Below are 19,699 nucleotides of genomic sequence, written 5' to 3'. Positions count from 1 at the left end.
CCTGATTCGGGGGGTGCATTTACCACTCAAATAAAGAAACGAAAATGAGTATTCGCGCGATCTTTACTGTAGTTCTTGCCGCCGCCGCATTCAGCCAGGCCGCCTTTGCCGTTGTTTATCCTCTGCCTGCGGCGAATAGCCGACTGATAGGCGAGAATATCGAAATCACCGTACCGGAAGATAGCACGCAGCCGTTGGAGCATTTTGCAGCACAGTTCCAAATGGGTCTGAGCAACATGCTGGAAGCCAACCCAGATGCGGACGTTTACCTGCCCGTTCCCGGCAGCAAAATGGTCATTCCTCATCAGTTGATTCTGCCGGATGCCCCGCGTGAAGGCATTGTCATCAACAGCGCAGAAATGCGTTTGTACTACTACCCGAAAGGCTCCAAAACCGTGGTCGTGCTGCCAATCGGGATTGGTGAGTTAGGCAAAGATACGCCGATCAACTGGACGACCTCCGTTCAACGTAAGAAAGCGGGCCCAACCTGGACGCCAACCGCGAAGATGCATGCCGAATACGCAGCACGCGGTGAGACACTGCAAAAAGTTTTCCCAGCAGGCCCGGATAACCCGATGGGTCTGTACGCGCTCTACATCGGCAACCTGTACGCGATCCACGGCACCAACGCCAACTTCGGTATTGGCCTGCGCGTAAGCCACGGCTGCGTTCGTCTGCGTGCCGATGATATCAAGTATCTATTCGACCACGTTCCGGTCGGTACTCGCGTTCAGTTCATCAATGAGCCAGTGAAAGCCACCGTTGAGCCAGATGGCTCACGCTATGTTGAGGTTCACAATCCGCTGTCCCGCACGGTAGAAGAATTCCATTCTAATTCTCCTGCACCGATCAGCATGACGCCAAAAGTGAGCAAAGTTCTGGCTGATGCCAGCGTGAACACCAGTGAAGTCGATCAGGCAATCCAGAGACGTTCTGGTATGCCGACCAAAATCAATGGTCTGATCGAACAAGCTACCCCGGCGATTCCGGTTGAATCTGCTGCGGCACCTGTCGCACCAGAAGCACAGCCGCAAGACAGCCTTAATGCGGAGCAAAATGCCGCACCGGCTGAATCACAGCCAACAACTACAGCGACCGACGCCAGCCGTTCGTAATCGCGACAACGCGTTGGAACCCCATACAGGTTTCCAACGCTTTTCTTTCATTCCCTACCGTTTACTACTTCTTACTACTTCTTACTACTTCTTACTACTTCTGCGAAGCTTCCAGCGCCTGCGCCACATCAGCGATGATGTCGTCAATGTGCTCAATGCCAACCGAAATTCGGACCAAATCCTCACTCACGCCTGCTTTCGCCAGCTCTTCCGCATTCAACTGACGGTGCGTGGTACTTGCCGGATGACACGCTAGCGATTTGGCATCGCCAATGTTCACCAGCCGTAAGATCATCTTCAACGCATCAATAAAGTGGCCGCCTGCCGTTTTCCCGCCCTTGATGCCAAAACTGATAATCCCAGACGCTTTGCCCGAGGTAATTTTGTCGCAGTTTGCTTTATAGGGGCTATCCGGCAACGCACCATAGTTCACCCAGGTAACCAGCGGATGCTGATTCAGGTAGCCAGCCAACGCTTCCGCATTGCTGCAATGGCGTTCAATACGCAGGCTGAGGGTTTCCAGCCCCTGCAATAGCAAGAACGCACTATGTGGAGAAAGCGCCGCGCCCGTATTACGCAGCGGCACCACCCGGCAGCGTCCGATATAGGCCGCCGGACCGAAAGCGTCGGTATACACCACGCCGTGATACGAGGGATCGGGCTCGTTCAGTAACGGGAAACGCGATTTATTCGCCACCCAGTCAAACTTGCCGGAATCGATAATCACACCGCCAATCGTGGTGCCGTGACCGCCGATATATTTGGTCAGCGAGTGGACGACGATATCTGCACCGTGCTCAAAAGGTCGGCACAGCACGGGCGTCGCCACGGTATTATCAACAATCACCGGGACGCCGTGGCGATGCGCAATGTCCGCGATTTTGGCAATGTCCACGATATTTCCCGCCGGATTCCCGATAGATTCACAAAAAACGGCGCGGGTGCGCTCGTCAATCAGCGACTCCAGCGTCGTAAAATCATCGAAAGAAGCCATACGCACTTCAACGCCCTGACGCGGCAATGTATGGGCAAACAGGTTATAGGTTCCGCCGTACAGCTGGCTGGTACTGACGATATTGTCCCCAACCTGCGTGAGTGCCTGGAGCGAATAGGTAATCGCCGCCATACCGGATGAAAGCACCAGCGCGCCAATGCCGCCTTCAATCGCCGCCAGTCGCTGCTCCAGCACGGCGTTCGTCGGGTTCATGATACGGCTATAGATATTGCCCGCGACTTTCAGATCAAACAGATCGGCACCGTGTTGCGTGTCGTCAAATGTGTAAGAGGTCGTCTGGTAAATCGGTACGGCTGCGGACTTCGTTGTCGCTTCAGATTCATAACCATGATGTAGCGCGAGGGATTCAAGTTTCATCTTACGGGCCTTTTTGCTATGCGTTGGGGTGAGGAAAATATCAACACAAAATAACAGACTGCACTCGGGAAAAGCACTTCCTGATGTAGAAGAAATGGAGATAAGTTAGTAAAAACAAGACTAAATTTCAGCGTTACATCATTACGCTGAAGCCCCCTCACAAAACCGCACACTGCCGAAGAAACGAATCTGAAAAAGCGATAAAATTTGCACAGAGAAAAAAACGTGCGCACCGTAACCTATCTGTGCGTCTTGTATTGCACCGCCTGCAAATCACGGCTACTTTTAACGTCATGGATCCCCCACCCGAAAGCGCAATAAATGACTGATAAAATAAAAAATATCGCTACCTGCGAATTGCCTGACAGCGTCCAATTTCCTCACTACGATCGTAAGGCGCTGAAACCGCGCATCGTTCATATCGGATTTGGCGCTTTTCATCGTGCTCATCAGGCACTGCTCACCGATCGTGTACTGAATAGGGAGGGAGGAGACTGGGGAATTTGTGAAGTCGTGCTATTCAGTGACGATACGATGATCAATGCGCTGCGCCAGCAGGATCATTTGTTTACCGTGCTGGAAAAAGCCGCGACGAGCAATCAGCCGATTGTCGTTGGTGCCGTGTGTGAATCGTTACATGCCAGAATAGAAGGCATTACCGCCATTATTGAGAAACTCGCCGCGCCAGAAACCGCCATCGTTTCCCTGACGATTACCGAAAAAGGCTATTGCATGGACGGTACGAGCGGCAAGCTGGATCGTACCAATAAGCTGATTCAACAAGATCTCGTCGATCCCCGCCATCCCGCTTCAGTCCCCGGGCTGCTGGCAGAAGCGCTGCGCCTGCGTCACGAACGTGGAATCGCGCCGTTCACCGTACTCTCCTGCGATAACGTGCCGGAAAATGGTAAAACGGCCAAAGCCGCCGTGCTGGAATCCGCGGGAATCAACGATCGAAGCCTGATCGATTGGATCGACGCGCAGGTTTCTTTCCCGAATACGATGGTGGATCGCATTGTCCCTGCGGCAACGCCGGAAACGTTGCAGGAAATTGCCGAACACCTTGGCGTCGCCGATCCCTGTGCGATAGCCTGTGAGCCTTTCATTCAATGGGTGATTGAAGATCATTTCACCGCCGGACGCCCTGAATGGGAAAAGGCAGGCGTACAGCTGGTGCATGACGTACTGCCGTTTGAAGAAATGAAACTACGCATGCTGAACGGCAGCCATTCATTTTTGGCCTATCTGGGCTATCTCGCCGGCTACGATCACGTCAGCGACTGTATGAACGACGAGAACTATCGCCGGGCCGTGTCTCATCTCATGCTGCTGGAACAGGCGCCGACGCTTAGCGTCGTGGATATCGATCTGAAAGATTATGCCGTCCAACTACTGACCCGTTTTTCCAACCCAGCGCTCAAACATCGGACGTGGCAGATTGCCATGGACGGTTCACAGAAGCTGCCTCAGCGCATGCTGGAATCGCTACGGTGGCACGTGAGCAATGGAGGAGACTATCGCTGTCTGGCATTGGGCATCGCTGGCTGGATGCGTTATGTCAGTGGAAAAGATGACGCAGGTAACCCGATTGAAATCCGCGATCCGTTGGCTGAAAAGCTCAGGAACATCGTGGAGGAAACATCGGACAGCGCCGAGCGGGTCAGTGCGTTTCTTAACATTCGTTCTATTTTCGGCGAGGATCTCCCAGCCAATCACGATGTTTTTAACGCTATCGCGCAGGCCTATCTGAAGCTGCGCGATCACGGCGCAAAGAACACCGTGGCCGCACTGGTACAGGACTTTACATAACGATAAATCCAAGCAAACCCAGGTACAACGCACTTTGGACACCCAGAGCCAAAGTGCGGCTTTTCCCTTTTGTTGCATCCAGCCACGGCAGCGATGACCAGCTCATCCCCCCGCCAATCACAGCGATCACCAACAGCCCAGCGGCAATCAGCCAGACGAGCTTATCCAGCAGCGAATTGGGAAACAAAATTTGCATTGCGGAGACGACGAGAAACAGGGTGATGCAGCGTAATACCCCAACCAGAATCCCCGCGCGATCTCTCAGCCCGCGAGGCGCGGAAGCCGGTAACCAAGCCTGAAAAGCAAACAATCCAACCACAGCACTAAAAACCACATAAATGACGGCGTAGATCATTAAATGACTCACGTTACGGCTCCTGATAAGAAAAGACAGTAGATTGAACTGGGCGGGATGATGACGATATTTCCTCTCTGAGGTCAATGCGTTATTTCATATCACGCTATCGATTTGTGGGGCAGCGCTCAATGTCAGCTCGTCGCCAATCTGCATGCATACCAACAAAATGTAATAAATCTACATATCTCGTAACTTAAGCACATAAAGTCAGGATCAAAAAATCATAAAAAGCAAATTAAAATATCTTATTTCATGATCTACCTGACAGATCGTCATTAAAAGCGCGTGAAAGCGTGATCGTCAGTTTACTTTCTTTTCAATAGAGCAAATTATAAAGAAATGATAGTTCAAACGAACTGAAATATTGTTTCATATTTGTAATTAGGCTGATCATGAATAAACCAATCTCTTTTAAACATACGTTCTGTTACGGCAGCGCGAACCTGCTCGGCAGCGGTGCGCTTGCTATCAGCGGCGCATGGCTGATGTACTTTTACACCACCTTTTGTGGGTTAACATTGGTTCAGGCCGCGGCCATTTTCTCCGTTGCCAGCATCATTGATGCTATCAGTAACCCCATCATGGGGTACATCAGTGATAACTTCTACAACACCCGTGTTGGTCGCCGATTTGGCCGCCGTCGTTTCTTTATTTTACTGGGTGTCCCACTGGTTCTTGTCTACCCCATGCTGTGGGTCGATGGTTTTGGTTTCTGGTATTACCTGGCGACATACGTATTGTTCGAGCTGATTTACACCTCGATCATGGTGCCGTATGAAACGCTGGCTACCGAAATGACGTCTGATTTCAAACTGCGTTCCAAGCTGACGGGTTCTAAAGCCATTTTCGGCAAAATCGCCAACTTCCTGGCGGCATTCATTCCCGGGCAGTTTATTGCCGTCTACGGTAAAGATTCCGCAACGCCATTCTTCTACACCGGCCTGGTCTACGGCGCCATCATGTGCGCAGCGATGATCGCGCTGTATATGACGTCCTGGGAGCGCCCGGTCAACGAAATCGTCCGTGAAAGCACCTCTAGCCTGTGGCAGGCGATGAAAAAGCTGAGCGTGGATATGGCTTCTACCTTCCGCCTGCGTATTTTCCGCAAGCATCTGGGAATGTACCTGTTTGGCTTTGGTGCTGAGTGGCTGTTCGCTTCCGCATTTACCTACTTCATCGTCTTTGGTCTGAAGCAGAACACGGCGCTGGTATCACACCTCAATAGCTTCAGCTCAGTCATGCAGCTTATTTCCACCGCGGCCTTCATCGGTATCTGCGTCAAAATGGGCTTTGCGCGACCGTTCCGTCTGGCGTTGATGGTAGTGATTGTCAGCGTCATGGCCTATGCCGCGCTCTATTTCGCTAACTGGTCAGAAGACATGACCATCTTTGTTCTGTTTGCCATTACCGCCGTATTTGGCCTGAGCACGGGCGGTATCTACTATATTCCCTGGACGGTTTATACCTTCCTGGCCGACGTGGATGAAGTCCTGACCGGTCGTCGCCGTGAAGGGATCTACGCAGGCGCCATGACGTTTGCCGGCAAAATGGTGCGCTCGGTGATCGTCTTCGCAATGGGCTGGACGCTAAGCCAATTCGGCTTTGTCTCCGGGCAGTCAGTACAACCAGAATCAGCCGTACAGGCGATTGTTGGCGTGTTCTCACTGGGTGTTATCGGTCTTGCGCTGGTTGCTATTTACTACACCACGCAGATGAAGCTGGATCGTAAGAACCATGCCATTCTGCTGGAAGAAATTGCACGTATCAAAGCGGGTGGCGCGATTGCCGATGTCCCACCTCACGCACGTGCGGTTGCGGAAGAACTGACAGGCTGGGAATATGAGAAATGCTGGGGTAACAACCCGTTAGGCGTTCAGTCTGAAGAGGCGAAACCGCAGGTTGCTACTGCACAGCATTAATCGAAAATAATCGTTTATTCAGACGGTTATTGAAGACAAGTCTCCATTAAAAACAATCAGCCCAATCTTGTATTGGGCTTATTCAGAATGTTGACGAACCTTTTTGCTGAACGAAAACGGGAGTAACGGAATAGAAGAGTAAAGCGTTTGCGCCAAGGATGGCGCAATCCGAGCGCACAGGGAAGTGTTCACAGCGTCTTTACGATCTATCCGTTACTACCGCTCGGCGGCCTTTGTCAGCAACCTCAATCAACCCAATCTCGTATTGGGCTGATTCATTTAGCGCGTCGAGTTGTGATTAACAGAGCGGGCAGAAAATGGCAGATGATTGCATAAATCACCTGCCAAAGAGCAGTATTAAATCAACGAGGCTTCTTTCAATTCGCTTTTCAGATAGGCGTAGTATATCGGGGCAGCAATCACACCAGCCAACCCAAAGGCCGCTTCAAACACCAACATCGCCAGCAGAATTTCCCACGCATGCGCTTTGATCCTCGTCCCAACGATTTGCGCATTCAAAAAGTATTCAAGCTTATGAATCAACATCAAATACACCAGCGCAACCAGTGCGATCGGCAGCGAAAGCGATAAGCCCGACAGAAAAACGATCGAGTTGGAGATCAGATTACCGATCACCGGCAGCAGACCGAAAATAAAGGTGAGTACCACCAGCGTTTTGGCAAACGGCAGATGGATACCACACAGCGGCAGAGCGCCCAGAATAAAAACGGCAGACAGCACTGTGTTAACCGCAGAGATTTTCACCTGAGCGAAAACAATGTTGCGAAACGACGCCGATAATAATGTCACCCGACGCAACAACTCCGCTTTGAGTAATGGCTTCTCGGTGTCCTGATCGACGTTATAAAGCGACACAATCGCCCCCAGCACCATACCGATTAGCATCGTCACAAATCCATGCAGGAAACTTTTCCCCATGTTCTGCAACATCACAATATGTGCCTGAACCCATTGCAGCAGCTCGCGCTGAAGCTCTTCAACACTGACCGGCAGATACCCCGGTAGATAGTGGGCGACCTGCTGTTGGATGTCATTGAGGATGTAACCAATACGCACATTGAATGCCGCCGTATCCTTCATTTCCTGCATCAACAGCCCGACCAGACTACCAAACAGTAAACTCAACAGGCTGACCACCAATGTGCTGATCACAGCGACCACAATCCAGCGAGCGCGCTTACCGCTGATTACCCGTTGAAAATAGGGCGTCAGTAAATTCACGATTTCATACACCAAAAAACCGGCAATAAAACAGGCCAGCAGGCGTAGAGGCAGCAATATAAGCAGGCCACCCATAATAAAGAAAAAGCTCAACAGGCGAGCTTGTTTCAGGTTCAGTAACTGCATGATGACTTCCCGTATGAAGAGGCAACGCCGAGAATACTCGTTGTGGAGTATGCTACGCCTTTTTCGGTATCAACAGATTGATATATATGCGCCAGATTTGTGTTTCGTCTGCGAGTGATAACCAACCAGATAACAAACGAAGAATATTTTTGGTGTTTTACCGACGAAATACCAGCAGTGTTTTAACTCGGCTGGATATCCACCCACCAGGAAAAACGCCGGGTTATCTTCACCGGCAGCGTTCGCGCAACGGCATCGAGCAGGCGATCGGTTTCATGCAACGGAAAAACGCCCGAAATCCGTAGCGTCGTCACCGCAGAATCCACATGAAAGTAACCATTGTGATAGCGGGACACCTCATTCATGAACTGCCCTAGCGGCATGTTATCCGCAACCAACTGTCCTTTACGCCAGCTCTGACGGAAATTCTCAACGGGTGTCGGTTCACTACTCTTATCACGGGTAAAGATAACCTGTTGCCCTGCCGTTATCCGCTTTGCAGCAGGGACTGCCGTTTGTAGCAACACTTCACCGCCAAAAACGGAGAGCACACTGTGAGCGGACGTATAGCGCAGCGCTAATTGGCAGGAATGCGCAGAAGCGGCGAGATCGCCATGGGGCGTGGTCAACCGAGCTGCATGCGCCGTTTGGTTATCCAGCATCAATTCACCTTTGATCAATTGAAACGTCAGCGGCTGAGACAGCGCAGGATTGCCCTGCTGATTCACTGCCGAATCGGTATTGAGCCAAAGGGTCATCCCCGTTTCGATGCTGAGCTCACGGGTTTCCCCCATGCCTGTACGGTAATCGGCAGCATAGCTTTCCCACGGCAGACTAAAGCCCACGCCCCCGGTCAGGCTGGCAATCGCCAATAGTTTGAGCATACGCCGACGTTCTTCACCGCGCTTACTCAGCACCGAAGAGGCTAACTGGCTATCTACCGCATGGAAACGGGCATGAATCTGTTCAACCTGCTGCCAGGCAAGCCGATGAGCTTCATTCTGATGTAACCAACGCTGCCATGCCTGACGATCGTGCTCGGAGCAGTCTTCGTCATACAGCGTGGCATACCACTCCGCGGCAGCATAAAGAACATCTTTGGGAATAGAAGACGTGATAGAAGAAATCATAAGTCCTGACACAATAGACAATTCAGCATCGCCTGTGCCATATATTTTTTTACCATCCGCTCGGAAACGGCTAATTGTTCAGCAACCTGCCGATAGGTCAAACCGTCAAGATGCACCAGCAAGAATGCCTGACGCACTTTGCCGGGCAGCGTCGCCAGCATCTGATCGATGGCCAACAGCGCATCAACCACCATAGCCTGCTGCTCCAGCGAGGGAGAAAAATGAAACTCCTGCTCTGCCAGCACCTGAAGATAGGCATTTTCGATGTCTTTCCGCCGCCAGTGATTCACCATCAGCCCATGCGCCACGGTCGTCAGCCAGGCGCGCGGTTCACGAATGCGATCGGTTTGATGCTGGCAAATCAAACGTAGAAACGTATCCTGCACCAGATCCGCGGCCTGCTGTGAACACCCCAAACGCCGACGCAACCACGCCTGTAACCAGGCATGATGGTCATGATAAACCTGCTGAACGTTTAAGGTTTCAGGCTGATTGGGGCAGGCAGCGGCGGGACTCTTCACGATATTCGCTCAATGTGACAGCAATGAAATGATTTTCATTATCATTAAAAGCAAAGTCAACGCCTATTTACGTCTATCGTGCCGAGAACGGTAAAAATAAGGAAATAGCGAGGCGTGTGGAGCAAAAAGAAAGAAGCCCAAGGGCTCCAGACCGTTGAAAAACCTATTTGCCGAATGAAAACGGGCGTAACGGAATAGAAGAGTAAAGCGTTTGCGCCAGGGACAAAAACGTCAGGAACGTTTTTGAACGTCGCTTGCGGCGGCCCTGCAAGGGTGAATCTCAGGGATGAGATTCATATCTGCGCAAGCCGAGCGTACATGGACGTATTCACAGCGTCTTTACGATCTATCCGTTACTCCCGCTCTACGGACTTTGTCAGCAACCTCAATCCCAAGGGCTTCTTTTCAATGCGGTTTGAAACGAGAGACTACCAACGATAGCTGACATTCGCGCTAACGTTACGGCCTTCACCGTAATAGCACCAGTAGTTACACGCGCTGACATACTCACGGTTTGTCAGGTTGGTTGCATTGACCTGCAAACGCCAGTCCTTGCTGAAATCATAGGCGATCATCGCATCCCACAGCGTATAAGCAGGAACCTTCATGTCCGACGAATTGGTAATGTCACCGTAAGAGCTGCCGACATAGCGCACACCGCTGCCGATACTTAATCCTTCCAACTTGCCGTTAAAGGCATACGTTGCCCAGCCCGACACGATATGCTCAGGCAGACCCCGCAGGCGTTTACCGACTTCTCCAACAGAACCTGATTTGGTCGTCTTAACTTCATTGTAAGTGTAGTTTGCCATCAGCGTCAGACCGGTATAAACCTCGCCGCTGAATTCCAGCTCAAGGCCACGTGAACGGGCTTCACCCGCCTGAATAGTCAGACTCGGGTTTTTAGGATCCGTCGTTTGAACGTTTTTTTGTTCCAGATTAAACAGAGCAGCAGACGCATAGCCGTTGAAGCCATCCGGCGTATATTTCAGGCCCACTTCGGTTTGCTGACCTTCTTCCGGCACATACGGACGTTCATAACCATCGCGACCCGACACAGGCAGGAAGGATTCCGAGTAGCTGACGTAAGGGGAAATACCGTTATCAAACAGGTACATTACCCCGGCAGTCTTGGTAAATTTGGAATCGTCGGTACGCGTATCAGCGCCTGATGAGAAATTACGGTCACGAGACTTCGCGACGTCGTAACGTCCACCCAGCAAGAAAATCAAACGCTCGTCATACTTGATCTGATTCTGAACATAATAACCGGTCTGATGGCGGCCGGAGCGGTGATCGAACAGTTGGCTGTCCGGCGACGTGTAATTACCGAACACCGGATTAAACATATCAATAGGGTCGCCAAAGGAGTACAGGTTTCCATCCCGGCTTTGCGTATTGGCACGGCGATAGTCGAACCCGAGCAGCAGGGTATTCTCAATATTTTCCCACAGCCACTCGCCCACCAAGCGGTTGTCCGTGGCCCAATTTTGCGCAAAACCGTCGCGGTAGGTCAGTCCACGCGTGGCCAGACGATCGCTGACAACATTCGTGGCCGGATCGGTATACCTGCCCAATACATAGGCACCGCGCAGATCCATATTCAGGTAGGCATAATTCAGGTTCTGGTGGAAGGTCCAGGTGTCATTCAAATGATGCGTAAATTCATAGCCCAGATTGAACTGACGGGTATCGTGATTGTTAATACCCGGTTCTCCCAGCGAGGTTTTATAGCCCACTTTGCCAAATGGCGTGCTATGCAACGTACCATACGGCAGCTTAAAACCATTGGTCATGTCGGACTGCGTGTCCATATAGCTGGCTAACACGGTCAGTTCCGAGTCTTCTCCGAGGAACGTGACGCTCGGTGCCAGATAAAGGCGCTTGCTCTTCGAGAAATCCATCTCACCCGAGGTATCACGCGCCAGCGCAACAACCCGATACAGCACCGAGCCGTCATCGTTTAACGGACCCGCACTGTCGACGGCCAGATGGCGATAGTCGTTAGAGCCGTATTCCAGCTCCACTTTTCCCTGCGGTAAACGCGTAGGCCGTTTGGTGATGACGTTCACCAGACCGCCCGGCGGATTTTGCCCGTACAGGACAGAAGCGGGACCTTTCAGGACTTCGATACGTTCAACGCCGAATGACTCAATCTGCTGACCATAGAACCCATCTTCATTCAGCGTCGCCAGACCATTCTGGAACCGGGATTGATCGCTAAATCCACGGATAGTCACCCATTCGGCTTTATTATCCGGCCCGTATGGCGTTGCCAGAATCCCGCTGCTATAGCGTAGCGCCTGATCGATCTTTTGCGCTCCGCGTTCCTCGATCTGTTTCTCCGTGACAACCGCAACCGCACGTGGCGTTTCTGAAATCGGCACATCCAGCTTCATCGCGGTATTCGGTGGAGCGGTGACAACGATCCGATCGTTTTTAGCAGGCGTAGTAACCGGCACAGGCTCATTCGCCGTGCGCTGCACTAGCGTCACGCTGCCATCAGCACTGTACTGTGCACGGAGGCCACTGCTACTGAGAATCTGCTCAAAGCCCTGCTCTACGCTGTAGTTCCCCTGTAACCCCGTACCGCGTTTACCCGCAACCAATGCCGGATCGTAAGAAAGTAATACGCCAGCCTGTTGGGCAAATTGATTAAGCACTTGATTGAGCGAGCCGGACGACACCGCGTATTGTTGAACTGGCGCCGCAGATGCAGCATAAACCGCCGCCATTGGCAGCACTGAGGCAAACGATGCCCCAAGTACGCCAGCACGTAAAGCACGCGCTAACAGGTGGGTACGGAATGTAACCATTATTTATCCCCTATCGCATAAGAAACGCTGTTTTCAGAAGCTATGCCAATCGGGGGAGTAAAAAGGGGAACTGAAAATCGAAAAATAATTGAAATAATGCGCACTGAATCAGGATTATTGCGGAAAACGCGTTGTCGATATTGGTAAACCAATGTCATTGGCAATAAAAAGCTGACGTCCTTTTTATCAAAAAGTGCTATATGCCGACAGAGGTTACATTGTCCCAACCTCATCAGTAATTAGACGAGAGTCTACTTATTCATTTGTCATCCTTTAAGATTCAACACGCTAAAAATAAAGAAAATTTTAAGAGCTTCTTATCAAGGTTTAATAAACTCTACACTTTAGGGGGAATAATTTTCGAAAAGGCAAAAAGAAAAGGGAATAGTGAGAAGGGAAGCAAGCGGGCATCGAAACGTTTCGCTATTTATTTAAAAATGGCATATTACATGCAATAAAATAGTTAACCCTATATTTTTTATTAACTTTTAACATGGTCGCTGTTAATAAAGAACGTCTTTCATTCTTCATTTACGAAAAATCGGCGCGACTTTATCGTCCTGCTGGCCGCAGGGGGTTATCAGAGAATAACCTACGCAATCGGTTGCTGTTGAAAACGCAGTGCTAAATTAGAAATAGCAACGTTATTAATAGCAACAATTTTTCTTTGGTCGTTATTTTCCATTGGAAAACGCACACCTCTAATCTTCCGGACAGATAACCTACGATTATACAAGCTTATGATGCCAGATTTGCCGAAGGCTCAACCGTATCCTGGTTCAGGATCAGCAAAGAAAGCACGCGGTTTTCAACGTTCAGCTTAGAAAAAGACAGCGTGCTTAACTGCTTTTTAGTAAAGCCATCAGACAACAAATCCGAGACCACACGCGTACTTAGCACGTTAGAATTCGTTATAAAGTCGTGATAGGCGAACTTCACGTTGATAGGTAGCACATCATCAATTGAGACGGGCGTATTCATTTCAGCACGCAATCCAAAATGGGCGTTGAAGGCAGAATTCGCGCAAACGACCTTACACTTTTCGTCAATCACAGCCACAGCGCGCCGATCGTTTTGAACTGGTTGAGAAAGCATGCCTAAAATTTCATTCCGGCCAAATATCAGACTCATTGTTTCCTCTGCATCATGCTATGTAAAAAGATATCTCACAGCGCGCCATGACCTCATAACGCACTATTGATAAGCAATCAACCTACCGGAATTTAAAAGGTTTCCGGACTAATAGTGTTCTTCCCCACCCGAGAAAGTCACCTAATGAAAATAGTGAATTTCGCTAACCGGAACCATTTACACGTTCTCAAGCTACCGGGGCTCAAACATCTGCCGCCTTAGTCAGCGTCAGTGATGTGGGTATATCTATGTTATTTATTTTTGGAAACCGGATATTTCTGAATAAGACACAAAAAATAACACTTCATTTTTCTTTTTGTCAGCGGCTAGCACACGGCATCTGTACCCTTTTTAAGAAGGCCCACATCTGTGCGATGGAACCCACTTAGAGTGTACATTATTCACACTTATCTGCCCGTTGATAATCAGATAAATCTATTTCATTAATAGCCTACATATAATTAACAACTGAAACAAAATCTCAACAGATGGAACACAGGTGAACGCGCTAAATAGCTGGCTTACGTAGAAATATACTCTGAACGGGGTTTTTACTATCGGCTGAATAAGCGGGATCTTTATGCCTTTTGATCGTAAAGGGCGATCAAAAACTTGATAACAATAGATATAATCTATTGAAAACAATGAATTGATCGTTAATGACATTATAACAGCACAGATAATTCTGCTGACGATCATATTGTGACATACATCACTTATTGTGTTTTGGCTACCACGAAAAAACTGCCTGTTTTCTGAACCAAAAGACTATCTTTTAAGTAACGCCTCACTGCTTTTCCTGCATTGCGTGATCAATCGCGCAAAAAAGAAACAAAGATAACGGGTTAACTACAATTAACCATTATTTGACATAGCATTAACATGTTTAAGGAGAAGCGCTATGACACAACATAATAAACACACCATTCCCGCCGCAATTGCGGAAAATGCACTGATAAATGCTCAGCAATACGAAAATATGTATCGGCTGTCCGTTGACGATCCCGCTGCCTTTTGGGGTGAGCAGGGAAAGATCGTCGATTGGATCAAACCCTATAAAACTGTCAAGAACACCTCATTCGACCCCGGCCATATCAGTATTCGCTGGTTTGAAGACGGTACGCTAAACGTGGCTGCAAACTGCCTGGATCGCCATCTGGCAGAGCGTGGCGATAAAACCGCCATCATCTGGGAAGGTGATAACGCGGCAGAAAGCAAAAAAGTCACCTATCGAGAACTGCATCAATCCGTATGCCGCTTCGCCAACGTGCTGAAGTCACAGGGCATCAAAAAAGGCGATGTCGTTGCTATTTATATGCCGATGGTGCCGGAAGCCGCCGTAGCGATGCTGGCCTGCGCCAGAATCGGAGCCATTCACTCGGTGATCTTCGGCGGATTCTCTCCTGAAGCAATTTCCGGGCGTATCATCGATTCCAACGCCAAGCTGGTTATTACCGCCGATGAAGGCGTACGCGCCGGACGTGTGATTCCGCTGAAGAAGAATATTGATGAAGCGCTAAAAAACCCGAACGTCACCACCATTTCCAGCGTCATCGTTTTCCGTCGTACGGGTAAAACCGGTGAATGGAAGGAGGGTCGCGATCTGTGGTGGCACGATCTGGTTGAAAAAGCAGACGATCACTGCCCGCCAGAAGAGATGAATGCGGAAGATCCGCTCTTTATCCTTTATACCTCCGGCTCGACCGGCAAACCGAAAGGTGTACTTCACACCACGGGCGGCTATCTGGTCTATGCTGCACTGACTTTCAAGTATGTCTTCGACTACCACCCTGGCGACATCCACTGGTGTACGGCAGATGTTGGCTGGGTCACGGGGCACAGCTACCTGCTATATGGTCCGCTGGCGTGCGGCGCAATTACGCTCATGTTTGAAGGTGTGCCGACCTGGCCGGACGCCAGACGTATGGCGCAAGTGGTCGATAAGCACCAGGTCAACATTCTCTATACTGCCCCCACCGCCATCCGCGCGCTAATGGCTGAAGGTGATAAAGCAATCGAAGGGACATCGCGTGAATCGCTCCGGATCATGGGTTCCGTCGGTGAGCCAATCAACCCGGAAGCCTGGGAGTGGTATTTCAACAAAATCGGCAACGGTAAGTGCCCTATCGTCGACACCTGGTGGCAAACGGAGACGGGCGGCTTCATGATCACCCCTCTGCCTGGCGCGATTGAAGCGAAAGCCGGCTCCGCGACGCGCCCATTCTTCGGCGTACAACCTGCACTCGTCGATAACCTCGGCAACCCGCAGGAAGGCACCGCGGAAGGCAATCTGGTCATCGTGGATTCCTGGCCGGGTCAGGCACGAACCCTGTTTGGCGATCACGATCGCTTCGAACAAACCTATTTTTCTACCTTCAAAGGCATGTACTTCAGCGGTGACGGCGCGCGCCGTGACGAAGATGGCTATTACTGGATTACGGGTCGCGTTGACGACGTGTTGAACGTTTCCGGGCATCGTCTGGGGACGGCGGAAATCGAATCAGCGCTCGTTGCCCATCCCAAAATTGCTGAAGCGGCCGTCGTCGGCATTCCACACCATATGAAAGGGCAGGCTATTTACGCCTACATCACGCTGAACCACGGCGAGGAGCCGTCCAGCGAGCTGTATACGGAGGTTCGCAACTGGGTACGTAAGGAAATCGGCCCGATTGCAACTCCAGATATCCTGCACTGGACTGACTCTTTACCAAAAACGCGATCCGGCAAAATCATGCGTCGTATTTTGCGGAAGATCGCCGCCGGTGACACCAGCAATCTGGGGGATACCTCAACGCTGGCCGATCCAGGCGTCGTCGAAAAACTGCTCGAAGAAAAGCAGGCCATGAGTACCGCCTCTCAATAACCCTCTGACCCACCGCTCTCTTCATTCCCGTAAGCCATGACGTGGCTTGCGGGGATGTGGCTGGCGATAAATCAGGCGGCGGCGTCGCGGCAATACTCAACCCTACAGATTACTGGAGACTTACGATGAATGATGCCATTTATCAACGGATTGAAAGTAACCCCTTATTCAGAGAACTGGTCAACAAACGGCAGCGTTTTGCTGTTTTCCTCTCGATCATCATGCTGGTGCTTTATGTGGGTTTTATCCTGCTCATCGCCTTTGCACCTGGCTGGCTGGGAACGCCCATCAGCTCAGGTTCCAGCATTACCCGTGGTATTCCGATTGGCGTGGGATTGATTGCGATCTCCTTCATCCTGACAGGCATTTATGTGTACCGCGCTAACGGTGAATTTGATCGTCTGACCAAACAGTTACTGGATGAGGTAAAGCAATGAAAATACGCTTTATGATGCTGTTCGGACTTTTGACGCTGCCGGTGCTTGCGTGGGCGGCGGATGCCCTCACGGGGGATGTCCAGCGCCAGCCGTTGAATATTCAAGCCATCGTGATGTTTCTGTTGTTCGTCGGCGGTACGCTGTATATCACCTACTGGGCGTCGAAGAAAACCCGTTCACGTAGCGATTATTATACGGCTGGCGGCAACATCACCGGCTTTCAGAACGGGCTGGCGATTGCGGGCGACTACATGTCCGCCGCCTCCTTCCTCGGTATTTCTGCGCTGGTTTATACCTCCGGCTACGACGGCCTGATCTACTCACTCGGCTTTTTGGTCGGCTGGCCCATTATTCTGTTTCTGATCGCAGAGCGGCTACGCAACCTCGGGCGTTATACTTTTGCTGACGTCGCCTCCTACCGTTTGCAGCAGCGCCCGATCCGTAGTCTTTCCGCCTGCGGTTCGCTGGTGGTTGTGGCCCTGTATCTCATCGCACAGATGGTTGGCGCGGGGAAACTTATCGAACTGCTGTTCGGCCTCAACTACCATGTGGCCGTGATACTGGTCGGTATTCTGATGGTGATGTATGTGATGTTTGGCGGCATGCTCGCCACCACATGGGTACAGATTATCAAAGCCGTCCTGCTGCTATTCGGCGCCACCTTCATGGCCGTCATGGTGATGAAATCCGTAGGATTCAGCTTTAACGAACTGTTCAAACAGGCGATGGTGGTTCACCCGAAAGGTGCATCAATCATGAGCCCCGGAGGGCTGGTTTCTGATCCAATATCCGCGCTGTCCCTCGGCTTAGGCCTGATGTTCGGTACCGCCGGCCTGCCGCACATTCTGATGCGCTTCTTCACCGTCAGTGATGCGAAAGAAGCTCGCAAGAGCGTGTTCTATGCCACAGGTTTTATGGGCTATTTCTACTTCCTGACCTTCATCATCGGCTTCGGCGCCATCCTGCTGGTCAGCGCTAACCCTGCGTTCAAGGACGCAACAGGCGCGCTCATCGGTGGGAATAACATGGCGGCGGTGCATCTGGCCGATGCGGTCGGTGGCAACTTCTTCCTCGGTTTTATCTCTGCTGTAGCCTTTGCCACCATTCTGGCCGTCGTTGCGGGTCTGACGTTGGCAGGCGCGTCTGCCGTGTCCCACGATCTCTACTCCAACGTGATCAAGAAAGGGAAAGCGACGGAGCGTGATGAGCTGAAAGTCTCGAAAATCACCGTACTGGTGCTGGGTGTCGTAGCGATTTCGCTGGGTATCCTGTTTGAGAACCAGAATATCGCCTTCATGGTTGGTCTGGCTTTCTCCATTGCTGCCAGCTGTAACTTCCCGATCATTATCATCTCGATGTACTGGTCAAAACTGACCACACGCGGGGCGATGATTGGCGGTTGGGCAGGTCTGTTAACGGCCGTCATTTTGATGATATTGGGGCCGACTATCTGGGTGAAAATCCTCGGTCACGCCACCCCCATTTACCCTTACGATTATCCAGCGCTTTTCTCCATGCTGGTCGCGTTTATCGGTATCTGGTTCTTCTCCATCACCGATCGCTCCGAATCCGGGCAGCAGGAACGCGCTCGCTTCCATGCGCAGTTTGTCCGTTCACAAACCGGCGTCGGCGCTTCAAAAGGCAGTTCCCATTAATCCGACCTCTCACTGGCCCGCATTCGCGGGTCAGTTCTTCTCTGTAATCCAACGCTCCGCGCTGTTGAAAGATTTTTGCGGGGCGGCTTCACGATAGTTATCGGCCTTCTGCTCTTCCCTGAACGTTCCGCTATGGTATCGGCATACACATCACAGGGAAGGATGCGATGCAGCCTCACGATGCCATCTTCAAACAGTTTTTAAGCGATATTGATATCGCCAGAGATTTTCTTGCCGCCCATTTACCACCTGCGATTCAGCAGCGGTGCGATTTCAGTACATTGCAGTTGGAGTCTGCATCGTTTATCGAAAACACTTTACGCTCTCGCCTGTCAGACATGCTGTACTCACTGCAAACCCACTCTGGTTCTGGATATATCTATTGCGTCATAGAACATCAAAGTCGCCCCGACAAGCTCATGGCCTTCCGGCTATTACGCTATTGCCTTGATGCTATGCAGCAGCATTTATCCCAGGGCCATCAGTCGTTACCCGTAGTTATTCCACTCCTGTTCTATCACGGCAAACGCAGTCCTTATCCATATAGTATGCAGTGGCTAGATCATTTCACCGATCCAACACTCGCTGCACAGGTCTACCACCATGCCTTTCCGCTAATAGACCTGACCGTTATTCCAGATGAAGAGATCAAAACGCACCGCCGTGCCGCACTGCTAGAACTTGTGCAGAAACACATCAGAACACGGGATATGCTGGAATTGGCACACGACATCGGGCTATTATTTGAACACTGGAACCTGTCTTTGCCACTGCGGCACGCGTTATTACTGTACGTCGCGACAGTGGGTAATACCTCTGACATAGACAGGTTCATTGATTCAGTGGCAGAGCCCCTGTCAACGCATAAGGAGGACACAGTGACTATTGCACAACAATTACACCAAAGGGGATTTGAGCAGGGGATGCAAGCTGGGCTACAGGAAGGGATGAAGGCCAGCGCACTAAACATCGCCCGCCAGTTGCTGAAGAGCGAGATGGAGCAAGAGCTAGTTCAGCGCGTTACCCAACTGTCCGATGAAGAAATGGAGCAACTACTCCGCAGCGAACAGAAATAGTTTTTTATCGTGGGCTATCCCTGCCCACGCCCCTTCGGGCCAACGCTTTGCGTTGTTGAAAATCGCTCCTGCGATTTTTTATCGTGGGCTATCCCTGCCCACAGTTCTGCGGAACTCCGCGCTTCACAT

14 protein-coding genes are annotated in these 19,699 nt (G+C 50.9%); 7 read left to right on the top strand and 7 right to left on the bottom strand.

Going from position 1 to position 19,699, the window contains the following annotated elements; genetic code table 11:
- Positions 1 to 44: 44 nt before the first annotated feature.
- Positions 45 to 1,115 (top strand): L,D-transpeptidase family protein, encoded by a 1,071-nt coding sequence (locus LCF41_RS03990; RefSeq protein WP_225086985.1) that lies wholly within the window; start codon positions 45 to 47, stop codon positions 1,113 to 1,115.
- Between the two features lie 94 nt (positions 1,116 to 1,209).
- Here the strand turns inward: LCF41_RS03990 and LCF41_RS03985 are convergent, their stop codons facing one another.
- Positions 1,210 to 2,487 (bottom strand): O-acetylhomoserine aminocarboxypropyltransferase/cysteine synthase family protein, encoded by a 1,278-nt coding sequence (locus LCF41_RS03985; protein ID WP_225086984.1) that lies wholly within the window; start codon positions 2,485 to 2,487, stop codon positions 1,210 to 1,212.
- Positions 2,488 to 2,808: 321 nt separating this feature from the next.
- Here LCF41_RS03985 and LCF41_RS03980 point away from each other — a divergent pair, with 321 nt between their 5' ends.
- On the top strand, positions 2,809 to 4,296 hold the full coding sequence (locus LCF41_RS03980) for a mannitol dehydrogenase family protein (RefSeq protein ID WP_225086983.1): 1,488 nt from the start codon (positions 2,809 to 2,811) through the stop codon (positions 4,294 to 4,296).
- Here LCF41_RS03980 and LCF41_RS03975 read toward each other — a convergent pair.
- The gene (locus LCF41_RS03975) at positions 4,289 to 4,663 is read right to left on the bottom strand and encodes a hypothetical protein (RefSeq protein WP_225086982.1); all 375 of its coding nucleotides are present in this window, start codon (positions 4,661 to 4,663) and stop codon (positions 4,289 to 4,291) included. The genes LCF41_RS03980 and LCF41_RS03975 overlap by 8 nt on opposite strands.
- Positions 4,664 to 5,046: 383 nt before the next feature.
- Here LCF41_RS03975 and LCF41_RS03970 point away from each other — a divergent pair, with 383 nt between their 5' ends.
- Positions 5,047 to 6,573, top strand: a complete 1,527-nt coding sequence (locus LCF41_RS03970) for an MFS transporter (RefSeq protein ID WP_225086981.1) — start codon at positions 5,047 to 5,049, stop codon at positions 6,571 to 6,573.
- 357 nt (positions 6,574 to 6,930) lie between these two features.
- Here LCF41_RS03970 and LCF41_RS03965 read toward each other — a convergent pair whose 3' ends face one another.
- The 5 genes from LCF41_RS03965 to LCF41_RS03945 form a co-directional block, all read right to left on the bottom strand.
- The gene (locus LCF41_RS03965; protein ID WP_225086980.1) at positions 6,931 to 7,941 is read right to left on the bottom strand and encodes an AI-2E family transporter; all 1,011 of its coding nucleotides are present in this window, start codon (positions 7,939 to 7,941) and stop codon (positions 6,931 to 6,933) included.
- Between the two features lie 182 nt (positions 7,942 to 8,123).
- Complete coding sequence (locus LCF41_RS03960; protein WP_225086979.1) at positions 8,124 to 9,071, bottom strand: FecR domain-containing protein; 948 nt, start codon at positions 9,069 to 9,071, stop codon at positions 8,124 to 8,126.
- On the bottom strand, positions 9,068 to 9,592 hold the full coding sequence (locus tag LCF41_RS03955) for a sigma-70 family RNA polymerase sigma factor (protein ID WP_225086978.1): 525 nt from the start codon (positions 9,590 to 9,592) through the stop codon (positions 9,068 to 9,070). Before LCF41_RS03955 ends, LCF41_RS03960 begins: the two co-directional genes overlap by 4 nt.
- 428 nt (positions 9,593 to 10,020) lie before the next feature.
- Positions 10,021 to 12,408, bottom strand: a complete 2,388-nt coding sequence (locus tag LCF41_RS03950; protein ID WP_225086977.1) for a TonB-dependent siderophore receptor — start codon at positions 12,406 to 12,408, stop codon at positions 10,021 to 10,023.
- Positions 12,409 to 13,146: 738 nt separating this feature from the next.
- Entirely contained in the window at positions 13,147 to 13,539 is a 393-nt protein-coding gene (locus tag LCF41_RS03945) for a transcriptional regulator (RefSeq protein ID WP_225086976.1), read from the bottom strand.
- 901 nt (positions 13,540 to 14,440) lie between these two features.
- On the opposite strand from LCF41_RS03945, the gene acs reads away from it, so the two are divergent.
- The 4 genes from acs (at position 14,441) to LCF41_RS03925 (ending at position 19,570) form a co-directional block, all read left to right on the top strand.
- Complete coding sequence (gene acs, locus LCF41_RS03940; protein WP_225086975.1) at positions 14,441 to 16,402, top strand: acetate--CoA ligase; 1,962 nt, start codon at positions 14,441 to 14,443, stop codon at positions 16,400 to 16,402.
- A 125-nt stretch (positions 16,403 to 16,527) separates the two neighbouring features.
- Positions 16,528 to 16,839, top strand: coding sequence for a DUF485 domain-containing protein (locus tag LCF41_RS03935; RefSeq protein ID WP_225086974.1), 312 nt, complete (start codon positions 16,528 to 16,530; stop codon positions 16,837 to 16,839).
- Positions 16,836 to 18,494, top strand: a complete 1,659-nt coding sequence (gene actP / locus LCF41_RS03930) for a cation/acetate symporter ActP (RefSeq protein ID WP_225086973.1) — start codon at positions 16,836 to 16,838, stop codon at positions 18,492 to 18,494. Before LCF41_RS03935 ends, actP begins: the two co-directional genes overlap by 4 nt.
- 167 nt (positions 18,495 to 18,661) lie before the next feature.
- A complete protein-coding gene (locus LCF41_RS03925) occupies positions 18,662 to 19,570 on the top strand; it encodes an Rpn family recombination-promoting nuclease/putative transposase (protein WP_225086972.1) in 909 nt (302 codons plus the stop codon).
- Positions 19,571 to 19,699: the final 129 nt, after the last annotated feature.

The organism is Pectobacterium colocasium (assembly GCF_020181655.1).
Taxonomy (GTDB): domain Bacteria; phylum Pseudomonadota; class Gammaproteobacteria; order Enterobacterales; family Enterobacteriaceae; genus Pectobacterium; species Pectobacterium colocasium.
Note: the sequence above shows the minus strand (reverse complement) of the source record. Positions and strands in the feature narration are given on the sequence as shown.